This is a genomic window from Arthrobacter sp. TmT3-37, assembly GCF_054510835.1.
The window spans coordinates 20,652-42,000 of record NZ_JBTNDU010000018.1 but is presented as its reverse complement, the minus strand read 5'-3'; the positions used below and the strand labels follow the sequence as shown (position 1 = coordinate 42,000).

Sequence of the window (21,349 nt, the reverse complement as noted above, 5' to 3'; positions counted from 1 at the left end):
AGACAGCACAAAAGCCCGGAAAGACGAATCGTTCCCGGGATGATTCCACAGTACCAAGCAGTCCTGACGCTTTCCCGACGACCGGGAGGGCCCCGGCACGGCCGACCGACCAGGCCGTAGGATTGCGGAAGACCCTGCCCACCGCCATGCGCACCCGCGCGACCATTCCTGGAGGAACCTTGGCACTGAACGCGTCCACCACGCTCCCCTACGACACAGCGACCGTGCTCGGAGTCTTCACCGACGAGGGCTTCGTGCGCCACATGAGCGAGTACGTCGGAGGCTCCCTGGAATCCCTCACGCTCGACGGCGACACCGCCGGGGCGTTCACGCTGACCGCCGTCCGCACCATGCCCACCCACCGGCTGCCGGACATGGCCCGGAAGTTCGTCGGAGAGACCCTCTCCGTCACGCAGACCGAGCACTGGGATGCACCGGCGGCCGACGGCTCGCGCCAGGCGACTCTCGAGATGACGGTCGCGGGAGTCCCGCTGAACGTCGCCGCGGTCCAGCGGCTGATCGCCCAGGGCACGGACACCGTCGTGGACCTCCAGGGCAACGTCACCTCGTCCATCCCCTTCCTGGGCGGGAAGATCGCCGGCGCGGCCGAGCCCATGATCGGCAAGGCACTCAACGTGCAGGCGGTCGAGGCCCGTAAGTGGCTCGAGAGCCGCTGACCGCCGGAGCCCCGGACACGTCGTCCTCCCCGCAGCACCGTTCCGCCCACCGAAAGACATGACCGTGCACCTGCCCACACCCCTCGCCCTGATCCTGATCCTCGCCGGCGTCTGGACCCTGATCGTCTGGCCACCCTTCCTGCGCCGCATCCTCAAGGATCCGAGGGCCCGGGACGAGAAGGGCGCGGCTACGCGGTTCCTGACCGTGCACATCATGCTCATCTCGACGTCGATGATCCTGGGAGCGGCCACCGCGGTGATCGGCGTCCGGGCCCTTCTCGCCTGAGGCACCGCCGCTCGCACCACATCCGCCCCACCCAGGAGACCGATGGCACACGAGAACCCGAAGGCGTCCGGCGCCCATCCCGTGATCCTGCAGCGCTCCAGCTATCCGGAGTACCTGCGCATCACCGAGATCCTCCGCAAGGAGACGGTGGGCGGGATCCTGCTGCTGATCGCGAGCGCCATCGCCATCATCTGGGCCAACTCCCCGTTCTCGGAGTCCTACTTCGCCATCCGTGATCTGGAGTTCGGCTACGAGCCGTGGCACCTGAAGCTGTCCGTCGGCGCCTGGGCCTCGGACGGCCTCCTGGCCGTGTTCTTCTTCCTCACCGGCCTCGAGCTCAAGCGCGAATTCGTCGCCGGGGACCTGCGCCGGATCAGCCGGGCCATCGTGCCCGTCGCGGCCGCATTCGGCGGCGTCGTCGTCCCCGCCCTCGTCTACACGGTCGTGAACCTGTCCTCGCCGGACACCCTGCGCGGCTGGGCGATCCCCACCGCGACGGACATCGCCTTCGCCCTGGCCGTGCTCGCCGTCATCGGCTCCCACCTGCCCGGCGCCCTGCGGATCTTCCTGCTGACCCTCGCCGTGGTCGATGACCTCATCGCGATCGCGATCATCGCGTTCTTCTACTCCGAGGACGTCCACCTGACCTTCCTGCTGTGGATGATCCTCCCCCTGGGACTGTTCGCGCTCCTCGCCCAGCGCAGACCCCGGTTCTTCGGCAGCACCACGCGCGGCCCGTGGCTGGTCCTCCTTCCGCTGGGCATCATCACCTGGGCCCTGATGCATGCCTCCGGCGTCCACGCCACCGTCGCCGGGGTACTGCTCGGTTTCTGCGTGCCCGTGCTGCGGAAGTCCGGCGGTAAGCCGGCCCTGCCCCGACCGGGCAAGCCCGGACTCGCCGAGGTCCTCGAGCATCGCTTCCGTCCCCTGTCCACCGGTTTCGCCGTGCCGGTCTTCGCGTTCTTCTCGGCGGGCGTCGCGATCGGCGGGGCGGAGGGTTTCGCGTCGGCCCTCACCGACCCGGTCCTCATCGGCATCGTCCTGGGCCTGGTCCTGGGCAAGCCCGTCGGGATCATGCTGACCACGTTCCTCGTCACCAAGACCACCAGGGCGAATCTCGACCCTGGCCTGAGTTGGTGGGACCTGTTCGGCGTCGGCCTCCTCGCGGGCGTGGGCTTCACCGTCTCCCTGCTCGTCAACGACCTCAGCTTCGGCTCCGGCACGGAGCACGACGACCATGCGAAGGTCGCCATCCTCACCGCGTCCCTCACCGCGGCCCTGCTCTCCAGCGTGGTGCTCAGGACCCGCAACCGCCACTACCGCCGCATCGAGGAACAGGAGACCGTCGACACCGACCACGACGGCGTCCCCGACCTCTTCGAGGACCGCGAGGACTAGGATCCTGCCATGGCCGATCGGGGGAAGGCAGCTCGGAGCGGGGACCTGACGGAGTCCGGCCGGGTCACCGTACGGAAGCGGCACGGCCGGCGCATCATCCTGAGTGAACTCGCGCTGACCGTCACGTTCACGCTCTGCGTGGCGCTCGGACTCCTCGAGCGGGACGATCTGGCATCGGCCGAGGCCTTCCTCGCCGGCTGGGCCCTCAACGTGCTCGTCCTGGTGCTCTGCTGCGTGGTGCCCTGGTTCCGTATCCCGAACAGGTGGGTCATCCTCGTCCCCCTGGCGGACTTCGTGGCGGTCGGACTCGCGCGTGCAGCGGCCGGCGAGAGCCTCTCCGGCGTCGGACTCCTGGCAGCATTCCCCGTGGTCTGGATCGCGGCCTCCCGGGTGCGGACCGTCACGGCAGCCTCGGTGACCGTCGTCGCCTCCCTCGCGATCGTCTGGCTCCCCCTGCTGCTCCAGCCCGCACCGGTGGCCCTCGACTCCTTCATCCAGCCGATCCTGCTGCCCATCATGCTCACGGGCCTGGCACTGTTCGTCAGTGCCCTCACCAAGGACAACCGGCGGCGGCAGGAAGCACTGCGTGCGTCGCAGGCAGCGCTGCGCGAGAGCGTCGAGGCCGGCCGGCGGCGCGAGCGCCTGCTGGGAACCGTGCTGGACACCGTCAGCGTGGGACTCCTCGCCGTGGATGCGGACGGCCACGACATCCTGATGAACGCCCGGCAGCGGGAAGCACACTCCGGGGCGGCTCCCGACGGCAACGACGATCCGAACGAGGCGGAGCTCCTCATCTTCGGTCCGGACCGCGTGACGCCCATCCCGCCGGAGGACCGTCCCGTGGCCCGCGCCATCAGGGGCGAGGATCTCGAATCCGAGCAGGTCTGGGTGGGTCCTCCCCGCTCCCAGCGGGCCCTCAGCATCTTCTCGCACTCCATGTACGACGACGACGGTGGGTTCGCGGGGACGGTGGTGTCCTTCAACGACGTGACGGAACTGGTGCTCGCGCTCCAGGCGAAGGACGACTTCCTCTCGAACGTCTCGCACGAGTTCCGGACTCCGCTGACCTCCATCCTCGGGTACCTCGAGCTGAGCCTCGAACTCGGCGAGTCCCTGCCGGAGGATGTCACCGGGTACATCGAGGTGGCGCGGCGCAACGCCGTGCGGCTCGAGCAGCTGGTCGAGGACCTGCTGGCCATCAACGCGGGCACCTTCGAGGTCCACCCCGTGACGACCGACATCGGCAGGACCCTCGCCGAGGCGGCGTCGTCCGCCTACGTGCGCGCCTCCCGCGCGGGACTGCATCTCGTCAACTACGCGCCGTCGTCGCTGAAGGCCGTGGTGGATCCCATCCGGCTCGCCCAGGCCGTGGACAACCTGCTCACCAACGCCATCAAGTACAACAGGCGGGGCGGCAGCATCACACTGGACGCATCGCTGGAAGACGACGGCGTGCGGGTGGAGGTCGCGGACACGGGCATCGGGATCGAGGCCGCGGAGCTGCACCAGGTGTTCGACCGCTTCTTCCGCTCGCCCTCGGTCCGTACCTCGGCGGTGCCGGGCGTGGGACTCGGCCTGCTGATCACCAAGAGCATCGTCAGCGAGCACGGCGGATCCATCACCGTCACGAGCGAACCCGGGCAGGGGACGTGCTTCACGATGCTCCTGCCCCAACCCGGTCCGGGAACGGCCGGGAGTCCGGGCTAGGCGTTGGCGGCCAGGAGCGATTCCTCGAGCGCGACCCACGCGAGCATGGCGCACTTGACCCTCGCGGGGAAACGGGAGACACCGGAGAATGCTGCGGCGTCGCCGAGCACCTCCTCGTCGGCCTCGATCCGGCCACGCGAGCGCATCACCTCGCGGAACGAGTCCACGAGGGAGATCACCTCGTCCCGCGGCAGTCCCTGCGCCAGATCGGTGAGGACGGAGGCCGAGGCCATGGAGATGGCACAGCCGGCCCCGTCCCAGCTCACGGACATCACCGTGCCGTCGGCCACCCCTGCCCGGAGGGTGATCTCGTCACCGCACACCGGATTCAGCTGGTGGGACTCCCCCGACCGACCCGCGCCGTCGTACTCGCGGAGCGGGGAACCGTGCCGCGCCTTCGCGTGGTCGAGGATGATCTGCTGGTACAGCTGTTCGAGGCCGGTGCTCATTCAGGATGCTCCAAAGAAGGGACGGACCTGCGCGACGGCGTCCAGGAACGCGTCCACCTCGTCCGTCGTGTTGTAGAGGTAGGTGCTGGCGCGCGTGGTCGCCGTGAGGCCGAACCGCCGATGGAGCGGTTGGGCACAGTGGTGCCCCACCCGGACGGCGATGCCCTTGTCGTCGAGGAACTGGCCGACGTCGTGCGCGTGCACGCCGTCGACGTCGAACGCGGCCAGTCCGATGCGCGGCAGGCCCGCGCCCGGACCCAGCACACGGATGCCGTCGATGGAGCCGAGGCCTTCGACGAGCCTCGCTCCGAGGGTTCCCTCCCATGCCTCGATCCGTCGCATGCCGGTCTCCGCGAGGTAGTTCGCCGCAGCACCGAGGGCGATGGCCTGCGAGATGCGCTGCGTACCCGCCTCGAAGCGGTTCGGCGACGGGAGGTATTCGGCACGCTCCATCGTCACCGTGGTGATCATGGAGCCGCCGGTCAGGAAGGGCGGCATGGCGTCGAGCAGCTCGGCGCGCCCGTAGAGCGCGCCGATCCCGGTCGGACCGAGCATCTTGTGGCCGGAGAACACCAGGAAGTCGACGTCGAGGGCCTTCACGTCCACGGGCAGGTGCGGCACCGACTGGCACGCGTCGAGCAGGGTGAGCGCCCCCACGGACCGGGCGAGCTGGACGAGCTCACGGACCGGATTGATGGTGCCGAGGACGTTCGAGGCATGCGAGAACGCGACGAGCCTCGTCGCGGGGGTGATCACCGCAGCGGCGTCCTCCAGCCGGAGCGTCCCGTCGTCACCGACCGGGAGGAAGTGGAGCTCGGCCCCGGTGCGGGCGGCGAGCTCCTGCCACGGGACGAGATTGGCGTGGTGCTCCATCTCGGTGACGACGATGCGGTCGCCCGGGCCCACGGCGAAGCGCCGCGCCGCCGCGCCGCCCCGTCCCAGGGCTGCATTGGACATCGCGTAGGCCACGAGATTGATACCCTCGGTCGCGTTCGAGGTCCAGACGAGCTCACCGGCGCGGGCGCCGACGAACCGGGCGACGGCGGCACGGGCGTCCTCGTAGGCATCGGTCGCCTCGACCGCGAGGGTGTGGGCACCGCGGTGGACAGCCGCGTTGCGCTGCTCGTAGAACTCCTGCTCCGCCTCCATCACGCTCACGGGATTCTGGGAGGTGGCGCCGGAGTCGAGGTAGACGAGCGGCCGGCCGTTGACCTCGGTGCCGAGGATCGGGAAGTCGTTGCGGATGCGGTGGACCTCGGCATCGGTCAGCCCGGCATCGGACGGGGTGAGTGTGACGGGTGTTTCAACCACGGGCACGTCGAGCTCCTCGGATCGGGTTTCTCCTGCGGCAATTACGCAAGGATTCTCTGCCCTAATCGTCCCACCTCGGGGCCCGTTGGGGCATCCCAGTGCTACCTAACTACGGAGCCCCTGACGTGTGCGGCATCAGGAGTCCCCCGACTCCACGATCGACGCGACGACCTCGTCCCGGTACTTGCCCGGCGCGTGATGCTCCTGCGCTCGGAGCCTGTCCTGGACGGCGAGCCCGCTCCACCGGGCCCAGTCGTCGACGATCGCCTCGATGGCCGATGCGAGCCGACCGACGTCGTCCGGTTCGACGAAATGGACGCTGCCGAACCCGTCCCCCGCCTCGAGCAGTCCGGGCATCGCGGAGACGACAGCGGGACGGGCCGCGAGCATGGCCTCGACCACGGTGTTCCCGAACGACTCGTCGAGCCGCGCCGGGATCAGGACGATGTCGGCGTCGTCGAGCGATGCCCAGACGTCCTCGCGGAAGCCCACCATCCGCACGGAGTCCTGCAGTCCCGTGCGCCGGATCCTGTCCTCGAGCTCGCGTGCGTAGTCCTCGTTGCCGCCGAACACCGCCCCCACGACGTCCAGGCGAGCCACCCGCCCCCTGCGCCTCAGTTCGGCCACGGCGTCGATCGCGACATCCACGCCCTTGCGGTGCGAGATCCGACCGAAGTAGATGAGCCGGACAGGGTCGGAGAGCTCCTCCCGGGGGCGTCTCACGGACGCGGGTCCGGCGACGCCGTTGTACACGACCTGCGCCCGGGCGGCCGTCCGCGGCAAGGACTGGCCCAACACCTTCACGGTGTACCGGCTGTTGGCGATCAGTTCCGACGAGAAGAGGAGCGGCAGGGCCAGGAGGTGCCGGATGATCGGGCGCACATGACCTTCCGCCTCGTGGATGTGGACCAGGACCCGGCATCCGGCCAGGCGCGCGATGATGGGCCACCAGGGAATGCTGAGCGTGCTCACGTAGACGATGTCCGGTCGGTTCCGGGCGAGGAACACGGAGATCCGGACGATGGACTGCGCACTCCCCGCGACCAGCGACAGGACCCCCCTCGCGGAGAGGAGACTCTTCCGCAGCACGAGGCTCGGCACGATCACCGGGACCGCGTGTCGGGCACTCACACGGGCCAGGAGCGGTCCGTCGTTCGGCACGACGACGACGACGTCCGCACCCGAGGTGGACAGCCCCTCGAGGGTCTCGAGCATCATCCTGTCCGAGCCGTAGAGGTCCGCCGAGGGATGAGCGATGACGATCTTCTGTCCGGTCAAGTCCATGGGAGCCTTCGCTAGCAGTGTCGGGGACGACCCGGCGTCGTCGGGAACGGGTCCCTCGGCCGGTGGTCCTCATGATAAGCCGACGGACCGGCGCGGGCAGGGGGTCCTCCCGGGGACGGGCACCGGGCGCCACCGTTCCCTCGAACCATTCTGCAGGCTAGGCTGGGGTGGCGGCGGTCACATCGACCACGGTCCGTTCCATGCCGTCACGTCGGATGCCAAGAGGGAATTCATGATGGAGCAGAATCGGCCACTGAGCGGCCGACGGCTCACCTGCCGCGCTGTTGCACTCGGTTCGGTCGTGCTGCTGTCAGCGTGTGTGCTCCCATCGGCACAGGACCCGTCCGGCGCTGTCGTGCCCGGTGCCGCGGGTACCGGCGGCATCTGGGTGTCGAGCGGCCGCGTGGCATCGACGTCCGACAGTTTCTTCACGCAATCGCTCGGGTTCCAGGCAGGATCATCGCCGGCGACATCAGCACCCACGGCGGGTGCCGCGCCTCTGGGCACGACGTCCTACGCAGTGCCTGGGGATGCGATCTTCGTCGCCGGCAACGGCAACGACGATTCCCGCGGGACGCAGGACGCGCCACTGAAGACCATCAAGGCCGCCATCTCCCAGGCCCGCAGCGGACAGACCGTCGTCCTCCGGGGCGGTACGTACCCCGAAGCGGTGAAGATCCCCACGACGAAACAGATCACCCTTCAGGCCTTCCCCCAGGAAGAGGTATGGCTCGATGGGAGTGTCCCGGTGTTCGACTTCGAGCAGGACGGCCCCGCGTTCGTGGCGGACGGCTGGACCGCCGAGTTCGACGCGAGTCCGACGTATTCGTGGGGCAACGAGGACGGCACGACACCGGGCTGGACGTTCGTCGATCCCGCGTATCCCATGGCCTCCCATCCCGACCAGGTGTGGATCGACGGCACGGCGCAGCGCCAGGTAGGGTCCCTCGGCGAACTGGGTGCGGACTCCTTCTACGTCGACTACGACGGCAACCGGCTGTTCCTCGGCTCGGACCCGGCCGGCAAGGATGTCCGCGCGAGTTCCCTCGCCAAGGCGATCTCCATCCAGTCCGAGGGGTCGGCGGTCAAGGGAATCGGTGTCCGCCGGTTCTCCCCCTCCGTGCCGCACATGGCCGCGGTGACGCTGGAGAGCAGTGACATCGCGGTCGAGAACGTCATCATCGAGCAGACCTCCACGACCGGGCTCGCCGTGTCCGGCACGAACGCCCGGCTCGAGAACATCACGCTCACGCAGAACGGCATGCTCGGCGCGTCCGCGACGTACGCGGACGGGCTGTCCGCGACCAATCTCGACGTGACGGACAACAACACCGAGGGTTTCAACCACTCCCCGGCGGCCGGTGGCGTCAAGATCGGGCGGACCCGGACGGTACACATCAGGGACAGCAACTTCTCGGCGAACAACGGCACCGGGCTCTGGTTCGACGAGTCCTCGTTCGACCTGACCGTGTCGGGGAACGAGATCGTGGGGAACAGCGGTCATGGGCTGTCCGTCGAGATCTCCGCCCGTGTCGTCGTCGCGGACAATGTCGTCGCCGAGAACACGGGCCACGGCTTGAAGATCAACAACACCAGCGACGTCGAGGTCTGGAACAACTCGTTCATCAGCAATGGGCGTCCGATCAACATCGTGCAGGACGCACGACGCGCCTCGGACCGCCGCACACCCGGGCACGACCCTCGCCAGCATTTTCCGGACCCGCTGATGACGTGGATCAACGGATCGATCGATCTCCGGAACAACGTCATCACCGGCACCACGGCGAACTGCCTCCTGTGCGTCGAGGACTACTCGCACCAGATGTCGGCGGAAGAGATGGAGATCGCGACGTCCGGCAACGTCTTCCACCGATCCTCGGGGACGAGCCCGGCCTGGCTCGTGATCTGGTCGCGCGGACGGGAGGAACCGGCCGTCTTCACCACCCTCGGCCGCTTCCGGAATGCGACAGGACAGGCGAAGCATGACATGGAGCTCACCGGGGATGCCATCGCGGATCCGACGACGTTCCGGGTGAGCGACACCGTGCGGTCGTCGGTCGTCGCCGAGCCCCTCCCCGATCGGATCGCAGCCCTGCTCCGCGTCCCCTCAGGGAGTCTGCTGGTAGGACCTGTCGCCGGCTGATGCTCGTGGCTTCGCGTTGATGCCCGACGGCCCCTGACCGCCCGATGGCGCCCCTGACCGTGGGACGAAGGCGGACGCGAGGGCGGTGAGGACCATGAAGGTGACGCTGGCGTCGAGCAGTCCCGTCTCCAGGAACGATCTGATGAGCAGGAAGACGAGGAGTGCCACGGGCAGGGCGTTCGGCCGTCCGCCCCTGATGTTGGCGATCAGGACCACCGTGACGAGCACGGCGAGGACAGCAGTCCCCACGAGTCCCGTCTGGGCAAGGGCGGAGATCCAGCTGGAGTCCAGGACCTGGTCGTTCCAGTACTGGCCCTGCACGTGCACCGTCTTCACCGAGAGTCCTGCTCCGACCCACTTCTGGAGGGATTCGAAGGGAGTCTGCAGCACGACCTGCCACGCGATGGTACGTGAGTTGAGGGTGAAGTTGGAGGCGCTTCCCTCCCTGTTGAGGAGTGCCCCGAAGAAGGTGGTGTACACGGCGACCGCGAACAGCGCCGGAACGGCCGCGGCGAGGACGACGGCGACGTACCGCTGGATGGTGCGGATGCTCATGATGAGGACGACGACCGCTATGGCCATGCCGAGCAGCGCCGTGCGGGACTGGGTCGCGAGACACGCAAGGGTGAAGAAGCAGGCCGCGACGACGGCACCGATCGTGGCACGACCGGAGATGACCCGCTGGATCGCGGCGAGTGCCGGGATCGCGCAGAGGACGATGAGGCCGTTCGGGCTGATCGGGAGGAGAGTGCCTTCCAGGCGCCCACCGGATGCGATGGTACCGACACCGGTGATCGCGAGGAGCGCGCCGACGATCCCGACGGCGACGACCAGGTGCATGAGCACCTCGTCCCGCGGGAAGGCGGAGACCATCAGCACCACCGTGACCGCGAGGAGGACAGTCCGAACGACGAGGACCGCTGAAGCCGTGGTGTTCCCGGCGTCCAGGGCGCCGATCATCGACACGGCCAGCACTGCGAAAATCGCCAGCAGCGGCCCGCCGGCGACGGGGTGTGCCACGGGAGCCGCCCGCTTCAGGAGCAGGACCATCGCGAAGGCGGCTCCCTGGAGTGCTGCCTTGGCGAGAACGACGGCGTCGAAGGACCCCTCGAAGTAGACTCCCTTCCGCCACGCCGTGACACTGACGATCAGGATGATCCAGATGAGGACGGCGCTCGCTGTGCGGGCCCTCGACTCACCCACGGCCGGCGGTCCGGACCTTCAGGTGGGCACGCCCTGATGCGCGACCCCCTGACCGCCGCGGTCCACCGAGGAGCACCAGGCCGAGCGGCTCGACGCCCACCGCCTGGAGTTCCCGCATGGAGTCCTCCAGGTCCGCGGCCGACGTACCCCACGACACGAGCACCAGCGCGGCCTCGGCGACCGGTGCGACCGTCCACGTCGTCAGCGGGTGCGAGTCGTACGCGGTCTTGACGAGCGTGACATCGAAGGCGTCGTCCAGTTCCTTGAGGATGCTCGCACCCTGCCGCGCCGCGCGGGAACGGCTGATCCTGTCGGTGGAGGTACCGATGGGGATCCGGTACGCACCGCACTCGGTGGCGGCGAGGACGTCGTTGAGTGTGGCCTCACCGACGAGCACGTCCGAGAAACCCAGTTCCGTACCGGCCTGTCCGGGGACCGCTCCATCGGACAGCATCTGCTGCTGTGTCGCATCGATGACACACGTGCGGGCACCGGAGTCCCCGACGAAGCCGGCGAACTGGTACCCGAACGCTTCCTGGGCGTCATTGCGCTGTCCCACCGACGTCACCATGAGGAGCTTCGGGAGCTGCCCGCCACGCTTGATCAGGAGTGCGGTCATCAACTCCCGGTACTGCAGCGCCGTCTCCTGGGCGAGGACCCCGGAACTGCGGGATGCACCTCCGGCAACGGCTCCCAGCACCTCCACATCGACCGAGCGGGGCAGATCCCCGCTGCTGCGGATCCTCCGGTGCCCGGCCCCGAGGACGACCGCGGCGATGAGCCCCACGGTGAGTCCGACCAGCAAGCCCATCGCCAGGTTGAGGACGGTGTTGGGAGTGGAGGCCGAGGTGGGGGCGACGGCAGGCGTGGTGACGAAGGCCTCGACGGCCGCATTCCTCGCAGTGTCCCCGCCCTCGAGCTGACGGATGACGTCGCGCAGGTTGGAGGCGACCGAGTTGGCGAGGGCGGCTGCCTCCTCCGCCGTGCCGGCCGAGGCCGTGACGTTCACGTAGACCGTCTCGGGCGGGTTGCTCGCGCTGACCTTCTCCCTGATCTCCGCCAGGGTCATGGACGAGTCCAGTTCCTGCAGGACCGGCGTGAGGACCTGGGGACTGTTGACCAGGTCCGGGTAGGACTTCACGCGCTGCAGGACGAACTGCGAGTTCTCGAAGCTGGAGCTGGCCTCCGAATCGGCTCGGATGAAGAGGTCCGCCTTCGCCTCGTAGGTGCGGTCGGCGAGTCCCGAGGCGATGCCCGCGAGCAGCAGGCCGACCAGGGTCGAGACGAGGATCAGGACCCACCGGCGGCGGAAGATGCGCCCGTATTCGTTCAGCTCCACGTCTTCACCTCCCGGTACCACTTCGGCAGGGCCAGGACCAGGAACGCGGCGTTCGCGAGCATGAGCAGGCTGTACGCACCCACGAAGACGGCGGGGAAGAGCAACAGGACGAACAGGACGCACAACAGGCCGAAGTCCGTCGGCAGGACGGCGAGGGAATACAGGGCCGAGGACGTCGCCGGCTCCGCGACCGTCGTGCTGCTGCTGGTGCGGCGGGCCCGCCTCAACTGGTCCATCAGGAGCGACGAGAAGAAGTGCACCGTCGCGAGCACCTGGAACACGATCGGCACGATCAACCATGCGGTCTCGAGATCGAGGTAGCGCCACCAGCAGATGAGGACGCAGAGGTGCAGGCTCCCCTCCTTGAAGGCATCCACGGTGTGGTCCAGCCACTCCCCGGCCGCGGATCCCGTGCCGGTCAGGCGCGCGAGCTGGCCGTCCGCCGAGTCCAGCGCGTAGCCCAGGACCAGCAGCGTGGTCACCAGGAGGGCGGTGCCTGTCGTCGGATCCGTCAGGATCAGCAGCGCCAGCCCGGAGAAGGTGGCGATGGCGCTGATGAGCGTGACCTGGTTGGGGGTGAGACCGCGGGAGTACGCTGCCGCCGCGAAGACCCTTCCCAGTCTCCTGTTGATGTATCTCGAGTAGGCAGGTGCCCCCTTCGACGTCTTCTGTGCACTGGCGAGAGAATTCAGTGCTTCTCGGAAATCCAATTGCGCCCCAGGTCGCATTGTCATGACGGTCCTTCTCATTCTGCGGACTCCGAAATGCAGTCCGATCGATTAGTGCCGGATACTACTAGGCCCAGCCGCTACTGGCGCGCCTCCCCCACCCACAGGTCGTCATAGCGGACGACCACCGGAGCGTTCGTCGCCGATCCGGAGAGGTAGGACGTGAAGCCGATCCGCCCCGCCTTCTGGAAATCGACGGCCGTATCGCTCGTGGAGAGCTGCCAGCTCGCGGGTTCGGCGGTGCCCGCCGCCCACACCTTCATGCGGATCACCGTCGGCGCGGTACCGACCGCCTGGGCCCGGACCATCAGCTCCTTCCCCGGCGCGTAGTTCAGCGAGGAGATGACCGTCTGGTTCACGAGGATCGTGTCCTTCCGCAGCAGGAAGGCCGTGACCGATCCGTTCGGCTGGAACTGCAGTTTCGCCGTGTAGGCACCTGCGCCGGTCACATCGCGCAGCAGGAACGACTGGTGCACGCCTCCTCCGGTGGCCGCCTTGTCGACCGAGATGCTTGCGCGGACCTCGGTGTCGGTGGACGAGACGGAGTTCAGGTAGGCCGAGGGGCCGGCTCCGGCGGAGCCCATCCGGAGCTGCCCCTTGCCGTTCGCCACGGAGAAGTTGGAGAGGGTGCCGGAGTAGGAGTACGCCCCACCGGTGTCCGCGCTTCCCCAGCCCGAGGCGAGGATCCGTGAGAAGGCGTCGCCGGCGAGGATGCGTGGCTCCGTGACCGCTTTCTCGACGAGGAGCCGCTGCTCGGAACGGGTCTCCCCGCCGTCCTCGTCGCGGACGACGAGCGCCACCGTGTAGGTACCCGCAGCAGCATAGGTGTGGGTGGCGGTCCGACCGCTCGCCGTCGTGCCGTCCCCGAACGCCCAGCTGTAGGTGAGCGCCGGCGATTCCAGGTCCTTGGACGCGGTGGCGTCCACCGACAGGTCCAGCCCGGACACCACCGGCGTGAAGGAGCTGGTCGGGAGGCTGTTGGCGACCGTGACCGTCCTGCTGGTGGAGGCCGTGCGGCCCGCGGCGTCGGTCACCGTCAGGACGACGACGAACGTGCCGTCCTCGGTGTACCGGTGGCCGGCCGTCGCGCCGGCCGCGGTCGTCCCGTCGCCGAAGTCCCAGGCGTGGGCGACGACGGTCCCTCCGGAGGTGCCGGCGTCGGCAGAGAGTAGCCTGCCCTGCGTCGTCGCCTCGAAGGCCGCGACCAGCTGGGGCGATACCGACACGGTCTGGGTCGTCGACGCCGTGGCGCCTCGCACGTCGGTCACGGTCAACACGACCTCGTAGGTTCCTGCCGCCCGGTAGGCGTGGGAGGGTGAGACACCCGTGGCGGTCGTACCGTCACCGAAGGACCATGCGTAGGTGGTCACGGCCCCGTTCGGGCTCGAGCTTCCCGCGCCGCTGAACGTCGCGGTGAGATCGTCGGTCCGCGCCGTGAAGGAGGCTGTCGGGCTGGCCGGCGGTGCGACCTGCACCGTGACCGTCCTCGTCACCGTTGCCGATGCACCATCGCTGTCCGTCACCGTGAGCGTCACGTCGTAGGATCCCGCTGAGGCGTAGCCGTGCTGGGCGGTGCGTCCGGTGGCGGTCGCCCCGTCCCCGAACGTCCAGGCGTAGGCCGTGATGGTGCCGTCCGTGTCGGCGGCTTCCGAACCGTCCACCTGGACGAGCAGGTCCGCCGTCGTGACCTGGAAACCGGCCGTCGGTGACTGGTTGGTCTTCGTGACGTCGATCGTCGATGCGAAGCGGCCCGTCCCACCCTTGTCGTCCGTGACGGTCAGCGTGACATCGTACGAACCGGCCGCGGCGTACCGATGATCGGCGACCGCACCGGATCCGGTGGAACCGTCCCCGAAGTCCCAGCTGTAGGAGCGGACCGTCCCGTCGACATCCGTCGAGCCGGTTCCGTCGAAGCGCGCGTCCAGTCCCGAACTCGTTCCCTCGAACGTGGCCGTCGGCACCGCGTTGCTCACCTGGACCTGGCGCTCGATGCTGGTACGGCCACCGCGGTCGTCGACGACGACCAGCGTCACGGCATAGGTGCCGTCCCGGCCGAACAGGTGGGTCGCCGCCGCTCCCTCCGCCGTCGCACCGTCACCGAAGTCCCAGCTGTACGACGCGATCGAGCCGTCGGCATCGGTGGAGCCGGAGGCGTCGAACCCGACGGACAGACCGGCCTGCGTGGCCTGGACGTCCGCGACGGGCAGGGCGTTCGGTGCGCTGGCCGACACCGTCCTGGTGGTGGTCGCCTTCCCGCCGCGGTTGTCCGTCACGGTCAGCGACACCTCGTACGCACCGGCCTTCGGATAGGCGTGCTGCACCCGGGCCCCCTCCGCGGTGGTGCCGTCCCCGAAGGACCAGGTCCACCCGGTGATCGTGCCGTCGGGGTCGGTGCTGCCACCGCCGTCGAGCACGACGTTGAGGTCGTCGACCTCCGAGGTGAAGGCGGACACCGGGAGCTGGTTCGCGGGGACGACGATGTCGTAGTGTGCCTTCACCCGCTCCTGGGTCAACTCCCGGGAGTACACCGCGACCTCGTCGATGGAGCCCTCGAAGAAGGCGCTGCTGGAGCCCCAGGTCCTGTCCCCCCCGATGCGCCAGTAACCGGTGTAGGACTGCGCGCCCGTCTGGGGATTCGTCCCGACCAGTGCTCCGTCGACGTACAGCTTCATCCCCTGCGGTGACTGGCTGGCGACGACGTGGTGCCACGTGTCGTCGTTGTAGGCCAGCGGCGTCTGGATCGTATTCGTCTGGCCCGTGTACGTCCCGAAGATCAGCTTCCCCGAATCCTCCATGTAGACGTGCCGGTCGTAGCTCCCGGACAGGCCCGTGTCGGCATTGCCGAAGCCGATGATCTTCCCGCCGCGGGAGGTGTCCGTCCTGAACCAGGCCTCCATGCTGTAGACGCGCGGGTTGGCCTCGGACTTCGTCGCAGCCGTCATGCCGCTGGTTCCGTCGAAGGCGAACGCCTTGGTGGTGACCCCCTTCACGACGCCCGCGGCCTCGCGGGTGACGTTGCCGCTCACCAGGCCGTCGGTCCGCGAGGTGGAGGAATCGACAGCGTTCCCCGAACCCGAGTCGTCGAGGCGCCAGAACAGGGCCGGATCGTCCGCATCGACCGCTTTGCCGTAGGCATCAGTGGCCGGCGCAGGCACTGCCGCGGTCCTGCCGCTGGCGGTGAAGTGATCGAGCACCACGCGACGGTCCAGGACGGCAGGGTAGAGCGCCACTTCGTCGATGTCACCGGCGAACCGGCTGGAGCTGGGCGCGTTCGGCCACCCGTTCACGGTGTCCCCGCCGATCCTCCACTGACCCTTGTAGGCCTGCCCGGCGGTGACGTCGGCCCGTGCCGCCTCGCGCAGCCCGTCGACGTACAGCGTCATGCCGTCCGCGCCCATCGACGCCGTGATCAGGTGCCACTTGCCGTCGTTGTACGCTCCGGCGGTGCGGAGGGTCGACGTCGCACCGTTGTACACGCCGAACGTGATGCGGCCGTCGTTCGACATGTAGACGTGCCGGTCGTAGCTGCCGGAATCACCGGTCTTCGCGTTGCCGAACCCGATGATCTTGCCTCCCGTCGTCGTCTCGGTGCGGACCCACGCCTCGACCGTGAAGGTGTTCGGGCCTGCCTCGACCGTCCGGGTCGCGCCGAACGCGCCGGCGGTCCCGTCGAATCGGGTGGCCGTCGTCGACGGCATCGAGCCGTCCACCCCGCGGGTCAGCCCCGTGCCGGCGACCGCATCGTTGAAGCCGATGTTGTCGACGAAGGAGCTGCCGGACTGTTCGTTCAGCGGGAAGTACGCCGAAGCACCGTCCTTCGCGATGAGGTCGGCATAGGCACTGCGGGTTCCCGTTCCCACCGTCACGGGATCCGACCTCGGACCGATGTACTCGTTGCCGGCCGCATCCTTGACCCGGACCCGGTAGGTGTGGGTCGCTCCGGCGGTGCGCGATGTGTCGAAGTACCCCAGCGTCTTGACCTTCCACCAGCTCGAGGCCTCGGTGATCGTCGTGATCGCGGTCAGGCTGTTGTCCCGCAGGAGTTCGTAGGTGAGCTTCTCGTCGTCGTAGTCCCAGGTGGTGGGCCACGCGACGCGTACTGCACCGGCTTCCAGGGAGACGGCGGTCGGCTTCAGGGCCGTCGTGTACTCCGGACGGACCTTGTTCGGCGCTACCGCCTTCGACCCGAAGACCGCGAGACCCTGCTGGGCCACGCCGTTGACGGTGGTGAATTCCCCGCCGACGACGATCTTCGTCCCGTTGTTGTCCATGGCCCAGCCACCCTGGAACTGGTTGGTGTAGAACCCCGTGTTGATCGACGGGTACCAGTGGAGCTGGGTGGGCACGGGCTGGCCCGAGTACGAACTGTTGCTGCCCGGCGGCGCCTGGTCGGTTCCCGTCGCGTAGATCGTATTGCCCATGAGCCGGCGCCAGATCGTCGGGTTCTCCTCCGGGAAACTCCCGACGGAGGCGCAGTCGTGCGCGTGGGAGACGAAGTACATGATCTCGCCCATCACCGAGACGTCACTCGTGGACCCGTAGCAGTTGTCGAGCCAGACGAGGTCGCCCGTCGCGAAGTCGGCGGCGAAGCGCCCGTCGAACCAGTGCCCTCCGTCTCCGTTGGCTCCTGCGTAGACGACGCCGTCCCGGAGGATCATCTGCGTCACCCAGGAGGAACTCGTGCCTGCGGCCGCAGGGATGGGGGTGCTGGACCACGCCTGGCTGGCTCCGCTGACGCCGTCGACCGCTCCGATACCGATCGTGCGTGCACCGTTCAGCTCCTGGAACCGTCCCCCCAGGACGATGCGGCTGTTGTCCTGCGCCGCCACGATCGACTGCACCATCCCATTCGCAGCAGGAGCCCAGGGCAGCAGCGCACCGGTGGTCCGGGCGACGGCTGCCACGTTCGATCGTGCGCTCCCGCCGGCGGTCGCGAAGGAGCCGCCGAAGAAGACCCGGTCCGCTGTCACCGCGATGCCGTACACACTTCCCGAGGCGGATGACCTGAAGGTGGCGTCGAGTGCACCCGTGGCCGTCGTGAAGGAGGCGATCTTGCTCCGGGCCTGGCCGCTGACCGTGGTGAAGTCACCTCCGACGAAGAGCTGCCTGCGGTCGCTCGTCAGTTCGATGACGCGCGCCTGGGCGTTCAGGTTCGGGTTCCACGACAGGATCGCTCCCGTGTCGATGTTGAAGGCCATGGCGTTGTTGCGCACCACTTCTCCCGCACCTCCGGCCGGCACTCCCGCCGGGCGCGCCCGGGTGAAGCTGCCGACAGCGTACGCCGTGTTGCCGTCGACCGCGGTCGACCAGACCACTCCGTTGATCTGCGGCGCCACCAGGAGGTCGGCACTGACCGTCGCGGGAAGCGATGCAGGAGTGGCGGCACCCGCTGGTTCCTCCGCCAGGGCGGGCGCCGCGGAGAAGGACGCGGCGAGGACCACGGTCACGGAGATCGTCGCGATCGCCCTCGCCAATCGGGACACGAGCCAGGGGCGGGACGAAGTCGGGCGTGTTGTCGTGGGTTCAGACATGCGTCTCAAACCGCCTTTTCTGCGGAGCGGAGGATGGGGTGGAGGACGTGACGCGCCTGGGTCGAAGGACGACCAGGCGAAGACAGATGGCGCCGATCAGGGAGCCGATGGCACAGCACAGGGGTGCGAGGACGAAGGTGTCCGACAGCGCGACGGCCACGACGGCGAGGGCCAGCGACAGGGCGCTCTCGCCCAGACGGACGCCGAACACCGTGGCTGCCTTGCCCCGTACCGCGGCCAGTGAGCCGTAGGGGATGCTCACACCGATACCCAGGGACAGGCACAACCAGCCGGTCACGGCGAGTGGATCCGGCATCCGCCCCGTGAGGATGGGCCCGGCCACGGGCAGCAGCAGCAGTGCGCCGGCCGAGCCGACGATGGCCAGGACGACGAGTGCGGTCACCGCCCGGTCGGCCCGGTGGACGAGTTCCTGCAGCGGCTTGGACGAATCCCGAGCGTAGGAGGAGAAGAGGAACGACGACAGACCGCCGATGAGGAGGAGGGCCGGGGCGGCGTACACCCTCGCGACCTCCAGTTCGCCCGCTGCGGCAAGGCCGACGAACAGGATCACCACGAACCGGATTCCCGCCAGCAACGCGGGCCGCAGGCTCTGCTGCGCGGCCCGCCAGCTCCCGAATGCTGCCACCTGGCGGAGGGAGGATCTCCGCATCGACACGAGGTACCGCTCGGACCTGGGGAGCAGGAGCACCCCGGCGAGCGCTCCGGCCGTTTGTCCCACCAGGACCGAGACGACGAAATCGAGGAGGTGCAGGCCGTCGCCGGCAGCGGCGAGGAGACTCAGGGCCGTGCCGAGGATCATCGCGAGGTCGACCAGCGTGACGCGCCCGAACCTGAGGTCGACCATCAGCAGGCGCCGGATGATCTCCTCGCTGACGAAGGCGAACCCTGCGAGGCCCACGACGAGCGATTGTGCGGGACCGGTGACGCCGACGAGGAGACCGGCCGCCGCGATGAGCCCTGCGGCAAGGCCGGCCAGGAGCAGGAACCACGCCTGGAGCGCTCCCCGGATGCTGGACGCGCCGCGGTCCAGCACCGTCAGGCTGTCTCCGACGAAGCCGCTGACCAGTCCGGACCCGAGGACGAAGAAGCCGTACAGGAGGCTGAAGAGACCGACGTCGGCCAGGTCCATGGTCCTGCTGGCGACCAGGATCAGCAGCATGCTGCCGACGGCCTGGGTGCACGGGGCGAGCGCCGCCAGCCCCGCCGGCAGCAAGCGCCGGATGCGAGCTCTCACTGGAAGGCGCCGTCGAACGTGGCGACCGCGTGCTCGTCGTCGACGTCGAGGTAGAACGTCCCCGTGGTGGTGTCGGCGCCGACCTGGAACGCGTAGGTCCCCGTTCTCGTCTCACCCGGAGCAAGCGTCCCGAAGAGATCCGAGACGCCGTCGACGTCGTAGGTCGGAGCAGCGGGGACCGGCTCCTCGCCGGTCATGAGGGTGGCCACCACCGTGTTCAGGTCCACGGCGTCCGCCGACCCGTTCCGGAGCTCGACCTCAATGGTGACGTAGGCTGCCCCGGCGATGGCGCCGGCTCCGGTGGCCGTGATGGTCCCCCGGGAGAATCCCCCGGTCGTCGCCTCCAGCCCGTCGTCCCAGGCCGCCTCCTCCGCGAAGGACACGGGGTCGACCTCCGCTCCGCGGGTCGCTGCCCCGCCTCCACGGCTCACCTCCGGTGCACCAGCGGACGCCGGCTCGAACGCCGGTCCACCGGCCGGTCCGCCGGATTCGCCGGGGTCGGGGCCGGGTTTCGGGTCCGCCGGACTCGCCGACGCCTTCGGACCGGCCGATTTCACCGCCGTCCCGCTGGTCCCGGCAGCGTCGCTGCAACCGGCCGTGAAGACGATGACAGCGACGAGGAGGGACGCGCTCGCGGCCCGCCATGGGAGCGACCTGGCACGTCCGTGGGTCAGGTGTCGGTTGTTCATATGAGACCAATCGTCAGTACGTCCGGGGAGGACGGAGAAGCTGGGTAAACCGTAGGATCCTGCGGATCGGAAAACACGAGTAGCGACTACCTGTAGCCTTCCGGAACCGCTGTCCGGACCACTCGGAATCCCCACCGGCGGGTGGTCCGGCCGTGCCGCCTCAGGGAGCGGTCTCGGTGAGCGGGAAGGCGCCGGAACGACGTCCGCGGCCACCGCGGCGGCCGGCGAGCTCGAGGCACAACCGCTCGTAACCCTCCGCCACGCGATCCCAGTCGTACGCCAGGGCATCCACCTGGGACTTCTTGCCGCGGAGCACGGTGTCCGACGCCGAGGCCTCCGCTGCGTGCACCTGCGCCGGGATGGCGGCCGCATCGGCGAAGTACTCGCCGTTGGTCCCCAGCACCTCGCGATTGAAGTTCACGTCGAAGGCGTTGGTCGCGACGCCGGCCCCCATCGCGCGGAGGAGCGACGGGTTGGTGCCGCCGACGGAATGGCCGTGCCAGTAGATCCGTGCGTTGGCATACAGCTGGTCGAGGAGTTCCTGGTCCCACACCCCGCCGATGAAGCGCACCCGCTCGTCGCCCAGCGCTGTGACGTGCTGCGTGTAGTCGTCGGAGTAGGGGGCGGAGCCGACGACGATCAGCGGCAGCTCCGCGTTGCTGCGGACGTACCCCTCGACGATGACATGGACGTGGTTCTCCGGCTCGAACCGGGCCACCACCAGGTGGTAGCCGCCGGGGGTGAGGTCCAGTTCCGCGAGCCGGTGCGACGCTCCGCCTTCGAGGATCGGAGCACCATAGGCCAGGTAGGTGCTGTCGACGCCGAATTCCTGGCGGTAGTAGTCCTGGATGCCGGCGGCATCCGCGATGAGGGCATCGGACCAGCGGACCGCGAGCGATTCGGCGACCCGGTAGTACCTCTTGCCCAGGGGTCCCCACTTGGCACGCTTCCACTCGAGCCCGTCCACGTGCGTCGCGACGGGTATGCCTGCTGCGCGCAGGACGGGCAGCCACGGCGAGTTGGCCGCATTGAAGACGATGGCGGCGTCGGCACGCTTGACGAACAGGTGCGCGGCCGAGAGCCCGGTGTGGCTGAGCGTCTCGAGCGACCGTCGCTTGAGGGCGGGCAGGTGGACGAGGGTCATCCCCCTGTACTCGTTCTCGGCGGGATCCGTGTCGTCCGACGTCCTGCAATAGACGACGACGTCATGGCCGCGCGCGGCCAGGCGCTGCCCGACCTCCTCGACGCAGGTCTCGAACCCCCCGTAGCGGGCCGGCACCCCGCGGGTTCCGACCAGGGCGATGCGAAGGGGTGTCGAGCGGGACGACGGCAGGTACATGATGGGCTCC

General features: G+C 68.7%; 15 protein-coding genes. 5 read left to right on the top strand and 10 right to left on the bottom strand.

The window, feature by feature from the left end:
• Nucleotides 1–179 precede the first annotated feature (179 nt).
• The 4 genes from ACX80U_RS16925 to ACX80U_RS16910 all read left to right on the top strand — a co-directional run bounded on the left by ACX80U_RS16925 (nt 180) and on the right by ACX80U_RS16910 (nt 4,068).
• A complete protein-coding gene (locus ACX80U_RS16925) occupies nt 180–677 on the top strand; it encodes a DUF2505 domain-containing protein (RefSeq protein WP_459269261.1) in 498 nt (165 codons plus the stop codon).
• Nucleotides 678–741: 64 nt separating this feature from the next.
• Nucleotides 742–963 carry an SCO4848 family membrane protein gene (locus tag ACX80U_RS16920; protein ID WP_208740697.1) on the top strand — a complete coding sequence of 74 codons (222 nt, stop codon included), beginning with the start codon at nt 742–744 and terminating at the stop codon, nt 961–963.
• A 42-nt stretch (nt 964–1,005) separates the two neighbouring features.
• Nucleotides 1,006–2,361: a Na+/H+ antiporter NhaA gene (gene nhaA, locus ACX80U_RS16915; protein WP_459269260.1), complete on the top strand. Its 1,356-nt coding sequence runs from the start codon at nt 1,006–1,008 to the stop codon at nt 2,359–2,361.
• A gap of 9 nt (nt 2,362–2,370) precedes the next feature.
• Nucleotides 2,371–4,068, top strand: a complete 1,698-nt coding sequence (locus ACX80U_RS16910; protein WP_459269259.1) for a sensor histidine kinase — start codon at nt 2,371–2,373, stop codon at nt 4,066–4,068.
• On the opposite strand, the gene sufU is transcribed toward ACX80U_RS16910, so the two are convergent.
• From sufU to ACX80U_RS16895, 3 genes are all read right to left on the bottom strand, one after another.
• The gene (gene sufU / locus ACX80U_RS16905; RefSeq protein WP_133082057.1) at nt 4,065–4,517 is read right to left on the bottom strand and encodes a Fe-S cluster assembly sulfur transfer protein SufU; all 453 of its coding nucleotides are present in this window, start codon (nt 4,515–4,517) and stop codon (nt 4,065–4,067) included. The two genes, ACX80U_RS16910 and sufU, sit on opposite strands and share 4 nt — an antisense overlap.
• On the bottom strand, nt 4,518–5,834 hold the full coding sequence (locus ACX80U_RS16900) for an aminotransferase class V-fold PLP-dependent enzyme (protein WP_459269258.1): 1,317 nt from the start codon (nt 5,832–5,834) through the stop codon (nt 4,518–4,520).
• A 129-nt stretch (nt 5,835–5,963) separates the two neighbouring features.
• Nucleotides 5,964–7,112, bottom strand: a complete 1,149-nt coding sequence (locus ACX80U_RS16895; RefSeq protein WP_459269257.1) for a glycosyltransferase family 4 protein — start codon at nt 7,110–7,112, stop codon at nt 5,964–5,966.
• 319 nt (nt 7,113–7,431) lie between these two features.
• On the opposite strand from ACX80U_RS16895, the gene ACX80U_RS16890 reads away from it, so the two are divergent.
• On the top strand, nt 7,432–9,255 hold the full coding sequence (locus tag ACX80U_RS16890; RefSeq protein ID WP_459269256.1) for a right-handed parallel beta-helix repeat-containing protein: 1,824 nt from the start codon (nt 7,432–7,434) through the stop codon (nt 9,253–9,255).
• Here the strand turns inward: ACX80U_RS16890 and ACX80U_RS16885 are convergent.
• The 7 genes from ACX80U_RS16885 to ACX80U_RS16855 all read right to left on the bottom strand — a co-directional run bounded on the left by ACX80U_RS16885 (nt 9,220) and on the right by ACX80U_RS16855 (nt 21,339).
• Nucleotides 9,220–10,458, bottom strand: a complete 1,239-nt coding sequence (locus ACX80U_RS16885; protein WP_459269255.1) for an O-antigen ligase family protein — start codon at nt 10,456–10,458, stop codon at nt 9,220–9,222. The genes ACX80U_RS16890 and ACX80U_RS16885 overlap by 36 nt on opposite strands.
• Entirely contained in the window at nt 10,451–11,797 is a 1,347-nt protein-coding gene (locus ACX80U_RS16880) for a Wzz/FepE/Etk N-terminal domain-containing protein (protein WP_208740689.1), read from the bottom strand. Before ACX80U_RS16880 ends, ACX80U_RS16885 begins: the two co-directional genes overlap by 8 nt.
• The gene (locus tag ACX80U_RS16875) at nt 11,788–12,531 is read right to left on the bottom strand and encodes a CDP-alcohol phosphatidyltransferase family protein (protein WP_133082052.1); all 744 of its coding nucleotides are present in this window, start codon (nt 12,529–12,531) and stop codon (nt 11,788–11,790) included. Before ACX80U_RS16875 ends, ACX80U_RS16880 begins: the two co-directional genes overlap by 10 nt.
• 74 nt (nt 12,532–12,605) lie before the next feature.
• Nucleotides 12,606–18,056: a PKD domain-containing protein gene (locus tag ACX80U_RS16870; RefSeq protein ID WP_459269254.1), complete on the bottom strand. Its 5,451-nt coding sequence runs from the start codon at nt 18,054–18,056 to the stop codon at nt 12,606–12,608.
• Nucleotides 18,049–19,311, bottom strand: coding sequence for a hypothetical protein (locus ACX80U_RS16865; protein ID WP_459269253.1), 1,263 nt, complete (start codon nt 19,309–19,311; stop codon nt 18,049–18,051). The genes ACX80U_RS16870 and ACX80U_RS16865 overlap by 8 nt, the downstream gene beginning before the upstream one ends.
• A complete protein-coding gene (locus ACX80U_RS16860) occupies nt 19,308–20,000 on the bottom strand; it encodes a DUF4352 domain-containing protein (protein WP_459269252.1) in 693 nt (230 codons plus the stop codon). Before ACX80U_RS16860 ends, ACX80U_RS16865 begins: the two co-directional genes overlap by 4 nt.
• Before the next feature lie 160 nt (nt 20,001–20,160).
• A complete protein-coding gene (locus tag ACX80U_RS16855; RefSeq protein ID WP_459269286.1) occupies nt 20,161–21,339 on the bottom strand; it encodes a DUF1972 domain-containing protein in 1,179 nt (392 codons plus the stop codon).
• Nucleotides 21,340–21,349: the final 10 nt, after the last annotated feature.

Bases quoted from the DNA above. Each gene is read 5' to 3' on its own strand.
- ACX80U_RS16870 (WP_459269254.1), bottom strand. From the start codon at position 18,056: ATGTCTGAACCCACGACAACACGCCCGACTTCGTCCCGCCCCTGGCTC.
- sufU (WP_133082057.1), bottom strand. From the start codon at position 4,517: ATGAGCACCGGCCTCGAACAGCTGTACCAGCAGATCATCCTCGACCAC.
- ACX80U_RS16910 (WP_459269259.1), top strand. From the start codon at position 2,371: ATGGCCGATCGGGGGAAGGCAGCTCGGAGCGGGGACCTGACGGAGTCC.
- ACX80U_RS16895 (WP_459269257.1), bottom strand. From the start codon at position 7,112: ATGGACTTGACCGGACAGAAGATCGTCATCGCTCATCCCTCGGCGGAC.
- ACX80U_RS16855 (WP_459269286.1), bottom strand. From the start codon at position 21,339: ATGTACCTGCCGTCGTCCCGCTCGACACCCCTTCGCATCGCCCTGGTC.
- ACX80U_RS16860 (WP_459269252.1), bottom strand. From the start codon at position 20,000: ATGAACAACCGACACCTGACCCACGGACGTGCCAGGTCGCTCCCATGG.
- nhaA (WP_459269260.1), top strand. From the start codon at position 1,006: ATGGCACACGAGAACCCGAAGGCGTCCGGCGCCCATCCCGTGATCCTG.
- ACX80U_RS16875 (WP_133082052.1), bottom strand. From the start codon at position 12,531: ATGACAATGCGACCTGGGGCGCAATTGGATTTCCGAGAAGCACTGAAT.